This window comes from Leptolyngbya sp. FACHB-1624 (assembly GCF_047649235.1).
Taxonomy (GTDB): Bacteria; Cyanobacteriota; Cyanobacteriia; order Leptolyngbyales; family Leptolyngbyaceae; genus Leptolyngbya; species Leptolyngbya boryana.
This window is the reverse complement of record NZ_CP180258.1, coordinates 12,939-32,040: the sequence shown is the minus strand read 5'-3', so window position 1 is coordinate 32,040 and position 19,102 is coordinate 12,939. Positions and strand designations below refer to the sequence as shown.

The 19,102-nt window shown below is 47.6% G+C and carries 13 protein-coding genes; 3 read left to right on the top strand and 10 right to left on the bottom strand.

Going from position 1 to position 19,102, the window contains the following annotated elements:
* Positions 1–59: 59 nt before the first annotated feature.
* Positions 60–704, bottom strand: coding sequence for a hypothetical protein (locus ACMUEV_RS00120; protein ID WP_017291380.1), 645 nt, complete (start codon positions 702–704; stop codon positions 60–62).
* A 622-nt stretch (positions 705–1,326) separates the two neighbouring features.
* Here ACMUEV_RS00120 and ACMUEV_RS00115 point away from each other — a divergent pair.
* Positions 1,327–2,400 carry a tetratricopeptide repeat protein gene (locus tag ACMUEV_RS00115; protein ID WP_026149033.1) on the top strand — a complete coding sequence of 358 codons (1,074 nt, stop codon included), beginning with the start codon at positions 1,327–1,329 and terminating at the stop codon, positions 2,398–2,400.
* 140 nt (positions 2,401–2,540) lie between these two features.
* Here the strand turns inward: ACMUEV_RS00115 and ACMUEV_RS00110 are convergent, their stop codons facing one another.
* The 5 genes from ACMUEV_RS00110 to ACMUEV_RS00090 all read right to left on the bottom strand — a co-directional run bounded on the left by ACMUEV_RS00110 (position 2,541) and on the right by ACMUEV_RS00090 (position 10,064).
* Positions 2,541–3,386 (bottom strand): hypothetical protein, encoded by an 846-nt coding sequence (locus tag ACMUEV_RS00110; RefSeq protein ID WP_017291382.1) that lies wholly within the window; start codon positions 3,384–3,386, stop codon positions 2,541–2,543.
* Positions 3,387–3,546: 160 nt separating this feature from the next.
* Positions 3,547–4,074, bottom strand: coding sequence for an outer membrane beta-barrel protein (locus tag ACMUEV_RS00105; RefSeq protein WP_190652537.1), 528 nt, complete (start codon positions 4,072–4,074; stop codon positions 3,547–3,549).
* A gap of 756 nt (positions 4,075–4,830) precedes the next feature.
* Positions 4,831–5,781 (bottom strand): response regulator, encoded by a 951-nt coding sequence (locus tag ACMUEV_RS00100; protein ID WP_017291384.1) that lies wholly within the window; start codon positions 5,779–5,781, stop codon positions 4,831–4,833.
* The gene (locus tag ACMUEV_RS00095) at positions 5,769–8,993 is read right to left on the bottom strand and encodes a PAS domain S-box protein (RefSeq protein WP_190652536.1); all 3,225 of its coding nucleotides are present in this window, start codon (positions 8,991–8,993) and stop codon (positions 5,769–5,771) included. The genes ACMUEV_RS00100 and ACMUEV_RS00095 overlap by 13 nt, the downstream gene beginning before the upstream one ends.
* Before the next feature lie 105 nt (positions 8,994–9,098).
* Positions 9,099–10,064 (bottom strand): YegS/Rv2252/BmrU family lipid kinase, encoded by a 966-nt coding sequence (locus tag ACMUEV_RS00090; RefSeq protein ID WP_190652535.1) that lies wholly within the window; start codon positions 10,062–10,064, stop codon positions 9,099–9,101.
* Between the two features lie 113 nt (positions 10,065–10,177).
* Between ACMUEV_RS00090 and ACMUEV_RS00085 the strand changes: the two genes are divergently transcribed.
* Positions 10,178–10,435: a chlororespiratory reduction protein 7 gene (locus ACMUEV_RS00085; protein WP_017291387.1), complete on the top strand. Its 258-nt coding sequence runs from the start codon at positions 10,178–10,180 to the stop codon at positions 10,433–10,435.
* A gap of 4 nt (positions 10,436–10,439) precedes the next feature.
* Here ACMUEV_RS00085 and ACMUEV_RS00080 read toward each other — a convergent pair whose 3' ends face one another.
* Complete coding sequence (locus ACMUEV_RS00080; RefSeq protein WP_017291388.1) at positions 10,440–11,177, bottom strand: response regulator transcription factor; 738 nt, start codon at positions 11,175–11,177, stop codon at positions 10,440–10,442.
* 294 nt (positions 11,178–11,471) lie between these two features.
* Here ACMUEV_RS00080 and ACMUEV_RS00075 point away from each other — a divergent pair, with 294 nt between their 5' ends.
* Entirely contained in the window at positions 11,472–12,647 is a 1,176-nt protein-coding gene (locus tag ACMUEV_RS00075; RefSeq protein ID WP_190652534.1) for a glycosyltransferase, read from the top strand.
* A 139-nt stretch (positions 12,648–12,786) separates the two neighbouring features.
* Here the strand turns inward: ACMUEV_RS00075 and bcsA are convergent, their stop codons facing one another.
* From bcsA to ACMUEV_RS00060, 3 genes are read right to left on the bottom strand one after another with little or no spacing between them, the layout of a single operon-like run.
* A complete protein-coding gene (bcsA, locus tag ACMUEV_RS00070) occupies positions 12,787–15,342 on the bottom strand; it encodes a UDP-forming cellulose synthase catalytic subunit (protein ID WP_190652533.1) in 2,556 nt (851 codons plus the stop codon).
* A 6-nt stretch (positions 15,343–15,348) separates the two neighbouring features.
* On the bottom strand, positions 15,349–17,877 hold the full coding sequence (locus tag ACMUEV_RS00065; RefSeq protein ID WP_190652532.1) for a cellulose biosynthesis cyclic di-GMP-binding regulatory protein BcsB: 2,529 nt from the start codon (positions 17,875–17,877) through the stop codon (positions 15,349–15,351).
* Positions 17,874–19,100, bottom strand: a complete 1,227-nt coding sequence (locus tag ACMUEV_RS00060) for a glycosyl hydrolase family 8 (RefSeq protein ID WP_190652531.1) — start codon at positions 19,098–19,100, stop codon at positions 17,874–17,876. The genes ACMUEV_RS00065 and ACMUEV_RS00060 overlap by 4 nt, the downstream gene beginning before the upstream one ends.
* Positions 19,101–19,102: the final 2 nt, after the last annotated feature.

Here is a 19,102-nt window from a genome sequence, read left to right as displayed (position 1 = left end):
ATCCAAAATAAAAACCCCTAACTGCTGTGAGGGGTTTTCAACGATCGCTGTTGCGACAATTACTGCGCGACACGACCTGGTTCAACATAAGCAGCCCGCGGTCTGCGAGTGCCGGTTGCTGCGCCTGCAAGAGATGCCGCTAAGCCCAAAAGTGAACCAATCACAAATGACCAACCTGCGGTTGCAGTCGTACCTGCGATATTTCGGGCATCTTGAGCGCTGATATTGGGCGCTGCATTTGGATCGACATTCGGCACTCCAGTTTGAGGCAAAGCCGCCCCTGCAACATTTGCCGCTGTTGTAGCTGCTAAGCCAAACGCGCCTGATACACCACTCGCTAAAAGAAAAGCACTCAACGCTAGGGTCGTTGCCCAAAGAATTGCCCCATTCAGCAAAGCCGTACTTCGGGTCATCGGACCGCAAGCCCGTGCCATAATCCAGCTTCCAATAAACAGAGAAATCAGTAAGCTAATCGTTGCCCAGATGCCAACTGCTGTACCAACTCCACCTGCGTCAGAGCGGGGTGCGCCCGAATTTGCGATCGAGGTTGCCCCAATTGCTGCACCCAGTGCACTCAAAATTAACTGCGAAACTAGCGCGACGAATAAGCCAGCGAGAATCGGACCCCAACGAACCCGATCATGATAATCAGCCGCTACAGGAATGACAGCCGCTTCAGTTACAGGACGATTAGTATATGCCATTGTAAATTTGCTCCTCGAACAAAATAGTCATTTGCAAAGAAATTACTCTTGCCTAAGACTATATGGGCTGCTCAATGGAAATCACTCTATCGAGAGTGAGATGACCTTGATCCATCATTAGAAAGAAATTCTGCGGGATCAGCAAATTTTTACGGTAGTCCACACTGCAGTGATCAGAAAAAAACGCCAGATTGAACAAGATAAATCGTCTCAGTATCGATCTTGATACCCTATTACAGCAGGTGTAGCTAGAGTTTTGCCTACTGCTGAAGTTCTACCTGTCTAGGGTGGGTGTTCTTGTGCAAATCTGCATTTGTAGCTTGTAGTCCTTTTCCTATCAGTCTTTGAATACCATCAAGAGGGTGTTTCACGCATTTATCGCGTACCCGATGTCAGCTGTGACAATCGCAAGGTATGATCCGATCACTAGATTTTTAAGCACATCTGGTGTAGGTAAGATCATAGAATTTATCCAGGTGAATACTGCCCTTTGATAGAAGTGCTCGCAGATAATTGCAATGTTTCATCGAAATTGCAATGTTTCATCGAACATCTGAACACGCTAGTTTCTGATCGACTTGACGTTCCTCGTAATTGTTTTATAGATTCTCGTATGCTCACAATGACTCGAATTCGTCGATCAATATTGCCACTGACTGTCTTGCTTTGGGCAGGATTGATGCCTTCGTTGGCGTTTGCCCAGTCTCAAGATACTGAACTCGATAAGCTCCTCGAACAAGGGCGAGAGTTAGTCGATCAAAAGAAGTGGACTGAGGCGATCGATGCCTTTCAGCGAGCTTCGTCGATCGATAATCGTAATGCTCGAATCTTTTCTGGCATGGGTTACATTTACGCTCAGCAAGGAAAGTTTCAGGAAGCCGCAGATGCTTATCAGCAGGCAATTACGCTAGAACCTGCAAATGCAGATTTTGTTTATGCATTGGGATTTAGCCTGGCGAATTTGGGCAATGATAGTGCGGCGGCAACTGCTTATCGTCGGGCGACAGAATTAGACGCTCGCAATGTCAACGCGTTTTTGGGTTTAGGAACGGTACTCGCACGTCAGGGGAATTTGTCGCAAGCTTTGGCAGCCTATCAGCAGGCTATAAGGCTCAATAGTCGAAATGTAGATGCACAAGAATCAATGGGGCTAATCCAGATTCAACAAGGGCAGATTGATCAAGGAATCGCTACACTTCAAAGGGCAGCTCAGCTTGATCCAAGACGAACCAGTACTCAAATTGGTATAGGGATTGCTTTGTTAAGTAAGGGAGATTCGACGGCTGCTTTGACTGCATTCAATCGGGCGGTCAGATTAGATCCGAATAATTCAAAGCTGCATCTTCAAATCGGCAAGATTCTTCGGGAAGTCGGGAATAATGCAGCAGCTTTAGCCGCGTTTCAGCGATCGGTCAATTTGGATCCAAATTCTGTTGAAGCACAATTTGCTCTAGCAGAAACAGCTTTAGAACAGAAAGAAACGATGCGGTCGATTATGGTATTTCGAGAAGTCATCAAGCTAGATCCAAATAATGCCAGTGCCTATTTCCAGTTAGGCACTGCGTTGAAGGCGCGTGATTTTCCAAGAGACGCGATCGAGGCATTTGAACGCGCTAAAACACTGTTTGAGGAGCAGGGCAAAGCAGAAGATGCGAAACGTGCAGAAGATGCAATCGAGCAAACAAGACGATCTTAAATGAATGCACGATCGGGCTGCTCGATCGTGCTGGATCAATCACAGCAAGCAACCGGAAGAATGCGTCTCGGCTCCGCTCAACCTATAACTCTAAGAGCGTCGCGGATTGAGTAAAGCCGAAACTAAATCTCACAACGGTTCTAACGAATTTTACTGTCCTCGATTTCGATTTGAGTCGGGGGCAATTTTGGTTCTGAAGATTTGGGGGCTTTGCGAGATTCACTCGCATCCTTCACCATATCCGTTGCCTGTTTCAGAAGATCTTTCAGCAACTGCTTGACTTGCCGTTCCTTCTGAGCCAAAGCTATTCCTGCCTCTCCCATTTTTTGGTCTAGCTGAGCCATCTTCTGATCAGCTTGAGTCTTTGCAGCTTCAGCTTGCGGGCGTGCTTTGTCGTACCACTCTCTCGCTTCATCGAGATGAGCTTGTGCCCGATCGTGATAATCTTCTGTCCGCGCTGCCAAGTTTGCTCTGAGAATTGCCAATTGCGCTTGAACCTGAGCATATCGTCTCTTCAACAAAGTCGCTTCCTCGCTATTGCGAATCGATTCAATGGTTTGTTCAATCTGCTCTCGAACTTCGGCTGACATATCTTTCGCTGCGTCTTTCAGTCCATGCATTCCCGCTTCTACTTCTTGCTCAAGTTCCTCTTCTTGCTCGGATAATTGCGATTGTAATTGCTTCACTTGAGCTTCGGTTTCTGCAATTTGCTGCTGCCGAGTGCGACTAATCCCTTCAATCACGCCTTCAACAGATGCAGTAATGTCTTCTTTGACTTGAGTTCCGCTTTCTTGCAGGCTGCTTGCAGCACTGGAGAAGGCGTCTTTCACCAGCGATCGAATATCTCCTGTACCGGATTTCAGTTCTGACATGACCTGAGCGATCGCGTTGCGCATGATTTCCCGAATCCGATCAGCACGCAGTTGTCCAACTTCTTTGGCTTGTTGCAAATCTGTTGAAATTTTTTCTTTGGCAGAATTAGTCATACCATCCTCTAATTAAAAACTTTTTCAAATCTCTGTCTTTATATTGACGAAGCAGTTTTAAAACACCCTCTTTCTTAGGGCTAATAAAAAAGCCCCTAGCATTGCTAGGAGCTAATTTTTAGATCAGAGAGACAAACAGATTGAGATTGCAGAATTGCAATTAGAATCTAATCCCAACGCCACCCTGTAAGCTCAATGAACCAGCGCCACTTCCTTGATAAGCATTGATGCCATATTTTGCATCACTGTAGACAACTACGCCTCTCGTAACTTCCGATTCAACACCTACAGAAAGAACGGCTGCATCTTTGTTCCCCATTTGAGAAGCTTGACCATCTTTCTGAACGAAACCGTAGCCTGCGCCAGCATAAACGTTTGTGTTTTTAGCAACAGGAAGGTCGTAAGTTAAGGAAGGAATGATCACACTGTTGTTGCCATTAAACAAGACAGAGCCGCGAACAGAAACAGGAGCATTCGGAACTGCAAATCGTCCTTGAATATTACCTCCGAATGTGGCTGCATCATTATCACGTCCACCATTGGTGATACCTGCTGCAACCCCTGCACCAACGTAGCTACCATCGAAGCGAACAGGTTGAGCAGAAGCAGAACCAGCAACAAACAAAGGCGAGAGAACGAGCGCGGAAAGGGCAGAGAGAGTTGCAACCGACTTAAGAGAGAGTTTCATGACTATATCCTAGAGTAACTGAAGATTTGATTGAGAGCTTTTTTCTCAGATTTCTTACTTTAATAGTCGTAAGAAAGAGTGTTTTTGTTCCTAGAAACTCAGCAACTTTTTGTCTTTATTTACAAGCGGTTGATTTGCTGATTTGTCTTTAGAGGAACGGTGAGTTATCGTGTACAAACCGTATCGATTTCTCATATCTAATTTGTATCGTTAGGGCGCTTAGATTATCTAGAATAATGGTCTGTTCTTCAACTGTCACATAATAGAATATGACAATTTTTAAGGAACAAAAAAATAGGAATGCTGTCAGGTTTTTAACTGAATAAAGCATTCCTATTAGAAGTTATAGGCGTAAATATTTAGCGTTGAAGTTCGGTTATCTTCATACATAAGTTGTACGTTTGAAGAAGATTCCTAACCTTAAAGGCTGAAGATAACTACGCTCATCACTCGGGTGATTTCGGAAAGTTGTAGTAGTCTTTTTTCATAAATGCTCTGTCTGCTGCTAAGAAGAACACTCAGATTGATTGCATTGGTATACTTTTCGAGGGAGACTTTCACAGATGTATTGCTTTCAATCAGTTCAGCTCTAACTGCACCAAGTTCCCTAATTTGAACGATGGAGCGAAGTCGAGCCGAACAAGACGCAGATTTTTAGAAAATGCGCACATGCTTCCACAGCTGTATTGAGATAAATTTCACCCTAATACAGCTTCAGACCGTCCTAACTCTGAATTTGTTCCGATTGAGTCTGCTCTAGCTAAGACATGTGCAATAGCGATCGCGTCCTTCCGCCTTTGCTTGATACAACGCTTTATCTGCTGCATTGATCAACAACTCTGGAGACGTAATCACACTCGGAATCGTGTTGGATACTCCCAGGCTCACTGTCACCGTGTCGCAGACCTTGGAAGCCGTGTGAGAAATTTGCAAATTCTTCACCCCGGTCTGAATATCCTGTGCAACTAAAATTGCGCCTTCTTGATCCGTATTAGGCAAAATGACGGCAAATTCTTCACCCCCGTATCTGGCAGGTAAATCGATCGCTCTTTTTGCCGCATTCTGAATGACCTGTGCGACTTGGCGTAAGCAATCATCGCCCGCTTGATGCCCATACGTATCGTTATAAAGCTTAAAGCAATCGATATCGCACAGAATCAACGACAACGGCAACTGTTCGCGCAACATTCGCTGCCATTCTTGCTGCAAATACTCGTCAAATCTGCGGCGATTTGCGACCTGAGTCAGGCTATCGATCGCGGCTAATCGTTGCAGTTCATGATTCGCCGTCTCAAGCTGTTGATAAAGGCGAACTTGCTGAATCAATCGTTTCACGCGCTGCCGCAATACTGCCCAGTGAATCGGCTTCGTGATGTAATCAACCGCTCCAACTGAAAAGGCTTTATCCACTGAATCTTGGTCTTCCAGTCCTGTGATCATCAGAACCGGAGTACGACGTATTCCACTCATTTCTTGAATGCGACGGCAGCAGGTAAAGCCATCGATCGCAGGCATAATGGCATCGAGCAAGACCACATCCGGGCGAACCCGCTCGAACACACTCAGACAGGTATTGCCATCGTGTGCCTCAATTACTTGATAGCCATCTTGCTCCATCGCTTGACGCACACCGAGCCGCATGGTTTTATCATCATCTGCGACTAAGATTAGCGGGGGATTATGGAAAGAGGGCATCATTTCTGGCATTGCTGAAGTTCCAAATGTAGCGAAGCCTGGACACGATCGTACTCGGCTTCTAATTGGCGGACTCGAAAAGCGACCTGTTCTAGCGTTCCCAGACTCAGGCAGGATTCCAACGTATCGCACTGCTCAACCATTGCCGTTGCTCCAACACGCAGACTGCTCGATCGCAAACGGCGAACCATCTGATGTAGGGTTCGCACATCCGTTGATTGAGTGGCCTGCTGGAGCCGAGCAACCCAAAGTCGGGTATCGCTAAGATACTGATTGATCAAATCAGAAGAGAGAGTCGATCCGGAATCGTGGGTCAAGTCACGAGACAGCAGAACAGCAGGATCAGGGTTTGGATCTGAGGGAGCAATTGAGAGAGAGGATGGCACAGAAGCAGGGGGAGACTCTGTGGAATCGAGATTGCTCCGCTTGAGTACTGATCGTGCAACAGGGATACACTTGCTGAGAACAAATTTTAACGCATCAACCCGGATCGGTTTGCTTAAATAATCATTCATTCCTGCATCTAGACAGAGTTGGCGATCGCCTTCCATCGCATTTGCGGTCATGGCAATGATATAGGGCTGAACTGGAAATGCACCCGATACAATCTTCCGGGTCGCTTCTAGGCCGTCCATTTCCGGCATTTGCACATCCATGAGAATGACATCATAGACTTGACGATCCAGAGCAGATAAGACTTCTAGCCCATTGCCTGCAACGTCTGCGCGATATCCTAATCGGGATAGTAAATGTAAGGCCACTTTCTGGTTGACGACGTTATCTTCTGCCAGCAGGATTCTCAGCGGTTGAGATCGCGGTGTGACCTGCGGAGATTCTTGCGTGAATTCGACATTGGCAATTGGCTCGATCAATTGAGTTGCATTGGAGTCAGCTGCACGTGTGCAAAGCGTGAAGTAAAATGTTGAACCCGGTTGAGATGAATGTTGAGTGGCAACAAAGTTTTGAGGAGGACATCCTCCGATCGCACCTTGGCTTTCGACCCAGATACATCCCCCCATCATTTCACTCAAACGCCGACTAATTGCCAATCCTAAGCCCGTTCCACCATATTGACGACTGGTTGAGGAATCGACTTGGCTGAATGATTTAAAGAGTCGTGTCATCCGCTCCGGTGGAATGCCAATCCCTGTATCCCTGACGGCAAATTGCAATCCCAACGATTGCTCACTAGGAAGTTGAGCACAGTGAACGATTCTAGTCGTCTTGCAGACAGATGCCATGTTACAAGGGGGTGCAAGTGTGACTGAAACGGTAATTTCACCTTGCTGCGTAAATTTAACGGCGTTACTAAGCAGATTGACGAGAATTTGGCGCAGGCGGGTGACATCTCCCACGACCATCTTGGGGACATCGGGTGCAATTTGATAAGTGCAAGTCAAGTTTTTCTCGATCGCTTTAGGACTCAGCAAGTCGATCGATTCGGTGACGCAAGCTTTCAAATCAAAGGGCTGTTGCTCAAAATCGAGTTTGCCAGATTCGATCTTGGAGAAATCAAGAATGTCATTGATAATCGTCAGCAGAGAATCGCCACTGTTGCGAATCGTTTCCACAAAATCTCGCTGCTGCTCGGTCAGTTCCATCTCTAGCAGTAAGCCCGTCAAGCCAATGACGGCATTCATCGGAGTCCGAATCTCATGGCTCACCGTTGCTAGAAATTCACTTTTTGCACGGTTTGCGGTCTCGGCAATCTGTTTCGCTTGTTCTAGGGCTAAATTTTGTTTCGTGAGTTGCTCCCGTTGCAGTCGTTCTTGTTTGAGGAGTCGAGATTGTTCGATCGCGATGCCAACTTGGTCGGCAACGGCTTCGAGCAGTTCAATTTCGTCGTCTTTCCAAGCGCGCAATCCTTCACATTGATGTAAGCAAATCAGCCCATTGGGGACATCTTGATAAGAGGTGCGAACGGCAAGCATTGATTTGATGCGGGCGCGCTCACAGAGCGGTAGAGTAGAGCGAAGCAATGGATCGCGTTGCACATCTGGGGAAGAAATTGCCCGATCGCAGTTTAGAACTTTCTGGGTATGAGGATTGCCTTGAATTGGGACTTCAACCTCCTGCATGGAATCGCAGCCTCGCTCCAGATATTGCGCCACCACTGGAATTTTTGGAAAGACTGTATCGAGCTGAGACATGGCAAAGCCGGACGCGATCGCATCTTCTTCACGCTCGATATAGGCATGTAGCAAACAGCGATCGACCCCAAACGTTCTGCCAATCTGAGTCACAGTGGTTTGAAAAATCTCTTGTGTATCGAGGCTTTGGCGGATCTCTTGCGTAATTTGCTTTAATAAATGAGCGCGTTGGATCTGAAGTTGCAGCGCTTCTTCTGTGCGAATACGTTCGGTTACATCAGTTTGAATTCCAATATAGTGAGTCACCTGTCCGTGCTCATTCATAATCGGTGAAATCGATAACTCATTCCAAAACACGGTTCCATCTTTCCGGTAGTTGCGAAGCGTAACCGTACAGTCTTCGTTTTCTTTAAAGGCTTGACGTAACCGCTCGAGCGCATCCTTTTCTGTTGCAGCGCCTTGCAGCAAGCGGCTATTTTTGCCAAGAACATCGACCGCAGCATAGCCTGTCATTCGCTCAAATCCTGGATTGACGTAGATCATCGGATTATCCAACTGAGTTGGGTCGGTAATAATGATCCCGTTACTGCTCGCACTAATCGCGCGTTCTAGAACTTTGAGGCGAATCTCAGTCTGTCTCGTTTCAGTAATATCTCGACAGACGGAAACGACCCCTTTTTCAGTTTGTGTCAGGGAAACTTCTTCAAAGAAAGTACTGCCGTCTTTGCGCTTTGCGATCACCTGTCCGCGCCATTGTCCTGTCTGTTGCAGAATCGGGCGAATTTCCCGCTCAATACGCTGACTTTCTTCGGGGTAGTACAGCGTTTTCCAACTTTTCCCAATCAGTTCTGTCCGACTGTAGCCAAACATTTCTAGATGAGCATCATTGAGATACAGCAATTTTCCGGCATCGCTGAGAATCGCAATTCCATCTAAAGCAGCTTCAACTGCGATCGATTGCCGCCAAAGTGCGGCTTGCAACTCTTGTTCCGAACTTTCGACACGAGACGATCGCCAATAATACCAAAACCCAACGCCATTTGCGATCGCGGCGAAGAAAGCCGCCCCTCCAAAGACCCATTCGAGACTCACCGCCATTTTGCCTGCCAATTCCACAATTCGTAATTCGTACATTTAGCTGACAAAACAGCCAAAATCACGAACATTTTGGTCACGCCTCAACTGAGAACACTGTTCTCAGTTTTTCTTTTTATAGTCTATGGAAAAATTCCTCGATCGTTAACTTCCGGAATCTTTAGGCTCAATCACAAGGTCGGGTAATCCTTCTAATTTCTCCGTTGGAATTTCGGCTTCAGGATCTTGCATAAATACGGTCAGCCCCGCTGGAACGCATTCCACCTCGATCGGCGTTGTCCCGACCATTTCTCCATCGACCACAACTTTCTGAGGGGGATGGGTTGTCACTTTGAAACGCTTGGATCGGACGTAGCCGACGTCATCTCGCTCGGCTGGATTGCCGCTGAGGGCAGACTGTAGCAGATGGTAAGTGGCTGCGATCGCACTAGTTCGATTGGCTGGAGCGACGATCGTCAAATCCAATAACCCATCATCGACAATTAACCCGGCAGGCCCTTGAGCCAAGACTGAAGTGGCAGGTGCGGCATTCGCGATCGTCAACGCCGATGCCGTGAAAGAAATCACGCGATCGTCTGTCTCTACTTCTGCTTCAAACTGTTCCAGCGTTTGTAACTTCCGCAAACCCGCTAAGATATACGCCAAAATTCCGAATCGATTCTTCGCTTCTCGGCTTGCCAGTTGAACGGTTTCTGCCTCGAATCCGATACCGGCAAGCAAGACCATCGGCAAATGATTACAGAATGCGACATCGACAGTCTTAGTTTGCTGTTTCAAAATGACTTCACAGGCAGCCTCGATTCCAGTTGGAATCCCTAACGCATTCGCAAACGCATTCGCAGTTCCACGGGCAATCACACCGAGCGGAATCCCTGTCCGAATCACGGCTGTTGCTGCTGTCGAAACCGTTCCATCCCCGCCGGATACAAAAAGCGCATCTACACCTTGCTGCACCGCCTGCTTTGCTAAGTCGTCTGCTCCGATCTCAGGTGTCGTTAAATGCGTCTCAAAGTCAAACTTCTTGCTTAAGAGTTCTTGAATCAGTGCAAGTTCCTGTTCAGCGTTTCCCTGGCCAGCGACGGGATTAAAAATCAAGTGTGCCGTTTGCATATCAATTCCGGATAGAAATACTTTCTGGATATCATGGCTATAAAGCCATCTGGTTCTGACCTGCGGGAGATTTAAATGGCAAGATGAGAGAGATCTTCAATCTCCGAAACCTTATGTCTGCGGCATCGATGTACGAAGAAGAACACTTTGTTGTTCTTGAAACGAACCAGCCTGAAGCAATTCTGAGCGCAGCCGAACTGAGTGAAAAACTGCGATCGATTCTCGCAACTCGTCAAGACACGTTGTCCCCAGACCTTCAACAAGCAGGCACAATCGACAACCAGATTCGATATCTATTAGATACGACCTGCGAGTTGGATATGGCGCCGGGCGAGTATTTACAGTGGTATGCGGTGCGGTTGGAGAAATGAGCCGTTAGCCAGCCATTTGTACGTCTTCGATCGCAACACTTTCACTCGGCAGTTCCAAGCAATACCCTGCACCATAGACGGTTTTGATATAGCGAGGATGACGCGGATCTGGTTCAAGCTTGGTGCGCAAATGGCGAACATGAACGCGAATCGTCTCAATGTCGTCATCGGGATCGTAACCCCAAACTTCTTTGAGAATTTCGCTCGGTGAAACAGTTTGCCCATGTCGCTGTAGCAAGCAATGGAGCAACTCAAATTCTAGATGCGTCAGTTTCACGGTTTTGCCAAACCAGATCGCCTCAAACCGCTCAGGTACGAGGGTCAGGGGTCCATAGCTGAGAATTTCTGAGTGTTTCGCCGCTTGAGGAATGCGATCCGTCCGTCTCAGCAACGCCCGCACCCGCGCCAACATTTCTTCAACTTCAAACGGTTTTGTTAAATAGTCATCTGCGCCAGCGTTAAAGCCTTCCACTTTATTCTGGGTCTGACCCAAGGCAGTCAGCATCAGGACGGGAATGTCAGCCGTTCGTTCATCTCGGCGAATGCGCTGGCAGATGGTGAATCCATCGACTTGAGGCAGCATGAGATCCAGCATGATTAAGTCAGGCTGAATTTGGAGAGCAAGGGCTTGTCCACGAATGCCGTCCGACGCTTGGTTCACATCGTAGCCTGCCATTTCTAGGTTGACAGCGACGAGTTCTGCGATCGCAGGATCATCGTCGATTACAAGGATACGCGGCATGATTAAATCTCTTCTAACTAAAGGAGGTTGAATGATCGCGGAAGTCGAGGCTCAAAAAATAGTAAAGAACCTTGTTCAGATTATACGCAAGGATCTTAATTCCTTCGATATATAAAGTTAGTCTCATAGAAAAAATAGAGCAAAAAGGACTTTTTTTCAAATCTAAATTCTTTGTGATTTATTTGTAAATAAATGTATCTAACCGTCTCAGGATACTCTGTCTAGTAGAAGCGTGCTGCCGTTGATGCGATAAGGTAAGGAACATGATTTGTCTCTTCTCGGCAGCCATTCATTGTGATAATTCTTGTCTTGGGTTTAGTTGTTTCTATCATTGCGATCATTATTTTTTCTGGCAAGCTTAGCCGCGCCTTAAATAGCGCCCCAAAGATTTCAATTGATCCTGATTCAATTGATTCTTCTTTCTCGGTATCCGTCATCATTCCTGCATATAACGAAGCTGCAAATATCGAGGCGTGTGTCACATCTGTTTTAGAAAGTACAGATTTAGAGATTGAAGTTTGGGTTGTGGATGATCAATCGACAGATGAAACGGCTGCGATCGTTGAACTTCTACAAGGCTCCCGTCTAGATCCCAGATTGAAACTTTTATCGGGAAAATCCCGCCCAGGAGGGAAGATTTGGGTCGGCAAAAATTGGGCCTGTACTCAAGCCGTGCAGCAGGTTCAAAGCGAGTTTCTTTTGTTTATCGATGCGGATGTGCGATTGAAGCCAAAGAGTATTGAAACGGCGATCGCGTATGCTCAACAGGAAAAAATCGATTTGCTTTCGCTTGCCGTTGTGATTCTGTGTCGTCATTGGTCGGAATGGTTAGTGCAGCCGATTGTTGTGCTTTTACTAGGGGTCGGATTTGATTTTGCTCCTGTCAATGATCCGACTTCGGACACCGCGTTTGCGGCAGGACCATTCATGCTATTTCGTCGTAGCGCTTATGACGCGATCGGCGGACATGCAGCCGTGCACGATCAAGTGGTGGAAGATGTCGAATTGAGCCGTCGCATTAAACAACAACATTTCAAACTGTGGTACGGTTTGGGAGCTAATCTGGCTGAAGCGCAGATGTATCAATCTTTTTCGGCTTTGTGGGAAGGTTGGACGAAAAATTGGTTTATGGGGTCAAATCGCAACTATCAAGCCGCCTTGTACTGTGTATTTGTCACATTCATGATTTTTGCGCTGCCTTGGATTGGGATAGTGAGTGGACTGATTGATCTGGCGCTCTCCTCGCTCACGATTTGGAATGCAATCGCGTTGAGCATCAGCGCGATCGGCATTTTTCTGCAATATCGAGTTCGACGCGAGAGCGCGCCCTTTACTACTATCCCACTGCAAAACTGGTGGATGATGGGAGCCGGAGGATTAGTGGTCTGTGCGATCGTCTTGACCTCGATCATTAAAACCGAGACAGGTTGGGGTTGGACTTGGCGAGGCAGACAGTTAGAAAGACTCTAAGAGCGAAAGGTTACTTGTAAACCGCACACCTGAAAGGCAATCTCAGTTTCGATCCTATGTCTACTCGCTTTCCTAGGCATCTAGAAAAATAAAAAGAGGGCATGCTAATATGCCCTCTTTGCACAATTCCAGATTATTGCTAGTTCAGCGTATCGACAAGCTGCTTAATTTTGCTTTCTTGTCGTTGCATCACTTGCTCGGGAAACTGCAATTCAACGATTGTGCGATCGCCCATGATCAGGTCTACCTGTTCTACCTTTGCAAGCAGTCGATTTGGCAAAGATTCATCCGCAGTCTGACTCAAGAGCACTCCAACCAAAGGCTGATAGTACTCTAAGAGCCTGACATCTTCGATCGCGTCAGATTGAATTTCTAATCTCAAACTGCGATTGCTAATTTGAGTCGCAATGCCTGAGTAGAATTGCCCTCTCCAATAAAGTTGAGCATGTGCATGAATCTGTTTCCGCACTCTCGTGACATTGCTTGGCTCAGCATTGCGCTGCTGGAACGATCGAAAGAAGCTGCCTGCAATGAACTTGAAAGACTGCAACGGATCGTCCACGTTTTCCCGTTGCTGCGAGTACCATTCCCGCACATCTGAGTAAATCACAATACTGAGGGCATCCAGCTGAGCGCGGGTGAGATCAATAAACTCGATCGATAACATCGACTGCGTTTCACTGACCGGGACGATCCGAATAATCTGACCTTTTACAAACGCGCGCGCACCGTAGTCTCCCACCAGTTCGATTTCTGCATCTTCGAGAAAATCTGCCCAACTCTCAACAATCAACTGGCAACCCGTTTCGCTGACATTCTGAGTATAGCCAGGAACGGTTGCCCCATTGCTGTAAAGGGTCGCAGGCAACTTGCGATCGAGTCGATGCGCCCGTCTCAACTGGGGTTGTTCTAACGCGACCAACAACGCCGAAACAATCAGCAGCAGGTTGAAAATACTCCAAGCCATGTTGACTAACACAGCTTCCGCATCTTGAGGACGCAGAATCAACCAGAACGGAACTGCCGCGATCGCAGCGATAACTAGCAACGTGACGACCGCTAGCGCTCTTGCTGAACCCCAATCGAAACTGCGTTTTGTCACCGATAACCCCTTATCTGTGACGTTGAAGCTTCCCAACTTCGGATTGACCAATGCGAGGAATGTCACAATTCCAGCGTGGAATGACATGGCAAACTCATAGATCTCATTCCAGAACGAGAAGCGGACATTTTTGTAAGTAATGTAGTTTGCGTAAGTTGACACAAAGAAGTGTGGCAGTGCGTAAGCCAGCGTCTCTAACCCTAAACCTCGGATTGGATTAATCCCGAACACGAGAAACAGTGCAGGCGCAAGCGCATACATCAATCGAGGAAATCCATAGAAGAAGTGAGACGTTGCACTGAAATAACAGATTCTTTGCCCGATCGACAATTTCAACTTCGGATTGAACAAAGGGTTTTCAATCCGAAGAATTTGTGCCATTCCTCGCGCCCATCGAATTTGTTGACCGACATAAGCTGAAAATTTCTCTGGTGCAAGTCCAGCTACCATGATCTTGTCATAGTAAATCGACTCATAGCCCAAAGAATGCAGTCTCAACGAGGTATGGCAATCCTCCGTCACCGTTTCTACTGCAATTCCGCCCACTTCTAGCAAGTGCGATTTTCGGACAACTGCCGCAGAACCGCAGAAAAATGCTGCGTTCCAAAAATCATTTCCTTTTTGTAGCACCTTGTAGAACAATTCATTCCCGACTGGAATTTTTCCGCCTGTCTGCAAGTTCCGTTCAAAGGGATCAGGGTTGTAGAACCAGTGAGGGGTTTGAACGAGAGAAACTTTAGGACTGTAGAAGAATCCAACGGTGTCTTTCAAAAAGTGACGGACTGGAATGTGATCACAATCGAGAATGAGAACTAGGTCGCCCCCTGTCCGACGCAGCGCTGTATTGATGTTTCCAGCTTTCGCATGGTCGTTGTTATCTCGCGTGAGCAGCGTGCATCCTAGCTCAGCACACATTTGCCGTAACTGCTCACGTCTTGCCCGGAACTTCTCTGCACGACCATCATCGAGAATGTAAACTCGTTTCTTGTCAGCCGGATAGTCGATCGCTAATGCCCCGAGTGCGGTTTTGCGAACAATCTCCACATCCTCACTGTAAGTTGGAATGTAGATATCGACCTTAAACCATTGATTCTCGGGAATCGTTGCCAGATCAACAGCCTTGCGCTCTTTGAGCTTTAGGGTTTGGAAGAACGCTAAAGCGAGCGTCATGATGGCATATAGTTCTGCTAAAAAGAGCAGCACACTGCACACCGCATCAAGCCAACCACTTGTCAGATTGAGGGTGTAGTTGGTGCGGTAGTAAAGATAGCGAAACGTTGTAATCAGACTGAGCCACACCATGAAAAGGTGTAGATACTCGCTCGTCTGTCCTTTTGCGTGCTTGTGCTCGATGTCTGTGACGCCCCAGCCCAATCCGATTAAAAGGATCGCCACAATTCCTTGCTGCCAAATTTCAAGCGGAGTGATGATGAGAGGAATTGCGAGTACGAGCAGCAGCACCATCAGGAAGACAAGCTGAGGAGCGCTATTTCTCTGAAAAAGTCGATCGAAGAAATTTGGAATGAGTTCGACAAACCAAGCTAGAACTCTTTGTCCTTTACTTTGGTAGCGTCTTGGAGATGAATTTGCCATGATCAATTAACCTCCAACTTGCTTCAAGAAAAGCTGACTGATGCCATAGAGCACGACTGAGCTGCCGACAATGCCGACCGGAAGCAGATACCACTGTTCTTGCAGGAATTGCCTTGCCTTGCTCACAATGCTTGTGTCTTCAATTCGACGGCGCTCCGATTGGCTCACAAACTGCATTTGATAAGCGTTGGAATCGAAAGGTGAAGGATTCGTTTGATTCGTGCTGATCAGAGCTGTGTCTTCTTTAAGTTGGTAGAACCAAAGGTCATTGCTGAAAACATCTTGAACTTGCTTCAAGCCGAAATCTGTTTGAGCGGTCAGTGCTAGTAGAACGCGATCGCGATTCCAAGGCGACATCATGCTCTTGATCACACCGCCTTGATCGGGTAAGACGTTAATCTTCTCTTTGCCAGATTCTCTAGTAAAAGAATCCATCAGGCGGAAACCGCTATTTGCCTCCAGCATTTCCTGAATGGGGAAGCGATCGCGTGTCCCAATTCCGACTAAATGCCGATCTTTTTTCACTGCTTCAGTCAGGCTTCCAGGCTTGTAGACATCGAGCTTGACGGATTGAGCTTGGCTGAGCCGCCCTAAACGCTCACTAAATTTCAGCAGCGTCATCACATCTGCTTCAGTCGGAGCGTCAGGAACCACGATCGCCGTTTGGGAAAGATCTTGCGGCGCGGCAAATGGATAACCCGTGGTCAACAGTTTGAGGTCTGGTAACTCGACAGAGTTTTCACGGTTGATCTTGAACTCTGTTGAACTGTGAACGGTTCCCGACAGCTGCTGATCGCTGACCTGGCCGCATTTCAAAGATTCTTTGGGATAGAGATCGAAAGCAACATCAATTACAGAATCCGACTTGATCAAATTGGGCGGCAAATCAACGTTGAACGTTTCATTACTTGCACCATTATCAGAAGTCAGTTTCTTGCTTCCGACTGTAACGCCATCAATTCGTACAGAGAGCGAAGACTTGCGGGTGTTGACTTGAGCGCTGTAGCTATATTTCAAATTCATTGAGCTACCCCGTAACATGCGATCGTCGGGCAACGCTCGGAACTGAAACTGAACCGGTGGCGCAGAAGTTCCACGGACTGTCACATCCTTAAATGGCTTGTTATCTAAGCCTTTCAACGCGCTCAATTGGAAAGAATCTTCAAGTGGCAAGTAGCGTTCCCAACTACGAGGTCTTGGACTTTCGACTTCTGCAACATTCTGAACTAAAACAACTTGCCCTGCTCCAATCTGGCTATTGCTCGGTTGCACCAGGAATTGAACTGCTTTTGCAACTGCTTCTGGACTGTTTCCAGAAGCAATGAGAACCGGAATACCGCCGTTGTTGAGCGTTGCCAGCATCAATACACCGACATTGTCAGGAAGTGCCGTTTTATTCCCATCCACGATCTGATCGTTCGTGATGTTCAAAGGCAACTTCATCGATTTGAGAGTTGGTTGGTCTTTGGGTGTGCCGATGATGATTAAGCGATCGTTCCACTGAAACTTCTTCGTGTCTTTTACGAGGCTGGTTTCTAGCGATCGAAAATCAGCTAACCGTCCGAAATGCGCGTGAAAACGACTCGTAGCGGTGAGCCAAGCTTCATTCACTTGTCCGGGCAGAAGATAGTTCAACCGAGTTGTATCTAAGCCGAGATTGTCAAAGAACGGCAAAGGATAGCGGCTGAAATCTAATGCGAGTGGCTGAGGCTGATAATCTAGCACCACTTTCGAGTCAGGCAGAACTTCTGACCAGAGGGCTTTATCGTCAGGATTTGCACAAGTTGGGGAATTAGATTGCTGAGCGACTAAGGTGACTTCGTTGTAATCCTGAATCAGATTCGCTGGGATATTCACCACTGCTTCACCGATTTGAGCATTCTTCAAGTTCAATGGAACGCTGCCGATGCTGGTATCGTTAACGCGGACAATCAGATTCGATTTGTCTGCCACGATCGCGGGAGAATGCTGGAATCGAACGACAACTTTTGCAGTTTTGACCGTCCAGTTTTTGGGTCGTGTGAAGCCAATCCGTGCTTCAGCGTAGGTTCCCTGTAAACGGAAACGGTTCCCGATCGCTGGACTCCGGTTGAATTCTAAAACATATCGGCTCAATGCTTCTGCGCTGGCAGCCTTGGTTGGCTCAGACTTTGGCTCGGCTTTGGGTGCAGATTGCGACGGTGCGGGTATAGCCGATTCTACAGGCGCAGGTTGTGACGGTGCAGGCTCGTAGTAAGGCTCTGCTGCTGGCGGTGCTTCAACGATAGGAGCAGGTTCAGGCTGATAGACAGGGGCTTGTGGGCGATAGACAGGTGCCTCAACTGGCGTGGATGGGAGCTTAAAGTCCCGAATGAGCTGATCTTCCTGTCTTTGAACACCTTGAGCTGAGATAGGTTGCGGGGCGTGCAAAAGCACGATCGCAAGCCCAGTGACTAAACCTGCACAGCAGAGAATTAATGCCCGTTTCAGCAGTGTTTTAGAAAATCGACGTGGATGTCCTGAATGAGAGGACTGATCTGAAAACCGTTTGTTCATGGGAGGGATATAGTTGCAGCTTGAGTAGGATCTGTAAGATAAGCCGCCATGACATTTGGAGGGAGCAGTCCAAACCAGGCGAGATTCTGAGAGTAATAAGCGGAATCGTTATCCCAGAATCCGTTGCGATACGCGGGCAGGAGCTTTTCGGTGAGAATTTCCTCAGCGATCGCGGGATCAATCACTCGGAAGGCAGCATATAACATGCCGTATTGCGAGGTGGCTTCGTAATCCACAACAGCCTGTCCTTGTAAATCGAGTTTGGCAGGAATTTTGCGCTGAGCTTGCCACATCTGTTTGAGATGTCCCAGATTTGATTGAAGGTATGACTTCGCTCTTGGCTCATTAAACCAGGTCGCATCCAAGGCAACCCGCCACCAAACTCGACTCGCATCAAAACCATATTGGGTAATCAGTGGACTGCCTGGATCTAATGCACTGTACTGTCCATTTTTCGGATCGAGGGCGATCCAATCGCTCGGTAAGCCGACAGGGGAGACTTTCGAGGATTGCTCTAACATCTGATAGCTACTATCGACTAGACTCAGCCAATTTCGCTCTGAATCAACTTGGGCAAAGAGACGAAAGGCATAAGGGGCAAGGTATGAGGGGTTCGCTTTGAGCTTTTCGTTGCGCTGAAATAGATTCACAGCGCCAGGGAGGAGATATCGTTTCTGATCGGCTGGAAGCGTGACGGTTGCTTTTGCCCAAAGATCTTTTAATTTACGGCGCGCGAGGGTGAGATAGTCCGATCGCTGCCATCGTCGCGATGCCAAAATTAATGCGGTAATTCCATCAATATCAGCATCGCTCGCAACATTTGGATCGAGGATTCTCCACTTGCCTCCAGCGTCCTGTCCCCATTTCCAAGCCCAGAGGGAATCGATCGGAGTCTGGAATTGATCTTGTCGTCGCAGGTTGGTTTCTGCCCAGCGTAGCGTTCGTTCAAATGTTTCGGGATCGTCTGCAATCACGGCTCGAAGCATGGCGTAGGCTTGACCTTCTGAAGTCGAGCGACCCGTCGCTTCCCAGTCGATCACGCGACCATCGGCTTGAATAAATCGCTTTCGATAAGCTGTCCAACTCTCAGCAAGTAAGGCACGATGGTCAGAAACTTCCACGCTAGAAGCCAATGTCGATCGCGGAGGTGGAACGGTGCAAGACACTAAGCCACCGATGCTAATGCATCCGATAATCGTGAGCGGGACAAGCAATCGCAGCATAC

Bases quoted from the DNA above. Each gene is read 5' to 3' on its own strand.
- ACMUEV_RS00080 (WP_017291388.1), bottom strand. From the start codon at position 11,177: ATGCCGCGTATCCTTGTAATCGACGATGATCCTGCGATCGCAGAACTC.
- bcsA (WP_190652533.1), bottom strand. From the start codon at position 15,342: ATGGCAAATTCATCTCCAAGACGCTACCAAAGTAAAGGACAAAGAGTT.
- ACMUEV_RS00085 (WP_017291387.1), top strand. From the start codon at position 10,178: ATGTCTGCGGCATCGATGTACGAAGAAGAACACTTTGTTGTTCTTGAA.
- ACMUEV_RS00110 (WP_017291382.1), bottom strand. From the start codon at position 3,386: ATGACTAATTCTGCCAAAGAAAAAATTTCAACAGATTTGCAACAAGCC.
- ACMUEV_RS00090 (WP_190652535.1), bottom strand. From the start codon at position 10,064: ATGCAAACGGCACACTTGATTTTTAATCCCGTCGCTGGCCAGGGAAAC.
- ACMUEV_RS00105 (WP_190652537.1), bottom strand. From the start codon at position 4,074: ATGAAACTCTCTCTTAAGTCGGTTGCAACTCTCTCTGCCCTTTCCGCG.
- ACMUEV_RS00060 (WP_190652531.1), bottom strand. From the start codon at position 19,100: ATGCTGCGATTGCTTGTCCCGCTCACGATTATCGGATGCATTAGCATC.
- ACMUEV_RS00100 (WP_017291384.1), bottom strand. From the start codon at position 5,781: ATGCCAGAAATGATGCCCTCTTTCCATAATCCCCCGCTAATCTTAGTC.
- ACMUEV_RS00115 (WP_026149033.1), top strand. From the start codon at position 1,327: ATGACTCGAATTCGTCGATCAATATTGCCACTGACTGTCTTGCTTTGG.
- ACMUEV_RS00065 (WP_190652532.1), bottom strand. From the start codon at position 17,877: ATGAACAAACGGTTTTCAGATCAGTCCTCTCATTCAGGACATCCACGT.
- ACMUEV_RS00120 (WP_017291380.1), bottom strand. From the start codon at position 704: ATGGCATATACTAATCGTCCTGTAACTGAAGCGGCTGTCATTCCTGTA.
- ACMUEV_RS00095 (WP_190652536.1), bottom strand. From the start codon at position 8,993: ATGTACGAATTACGAATTGTGGAATTGGCAGGCAAAATGGCGGTGAGT.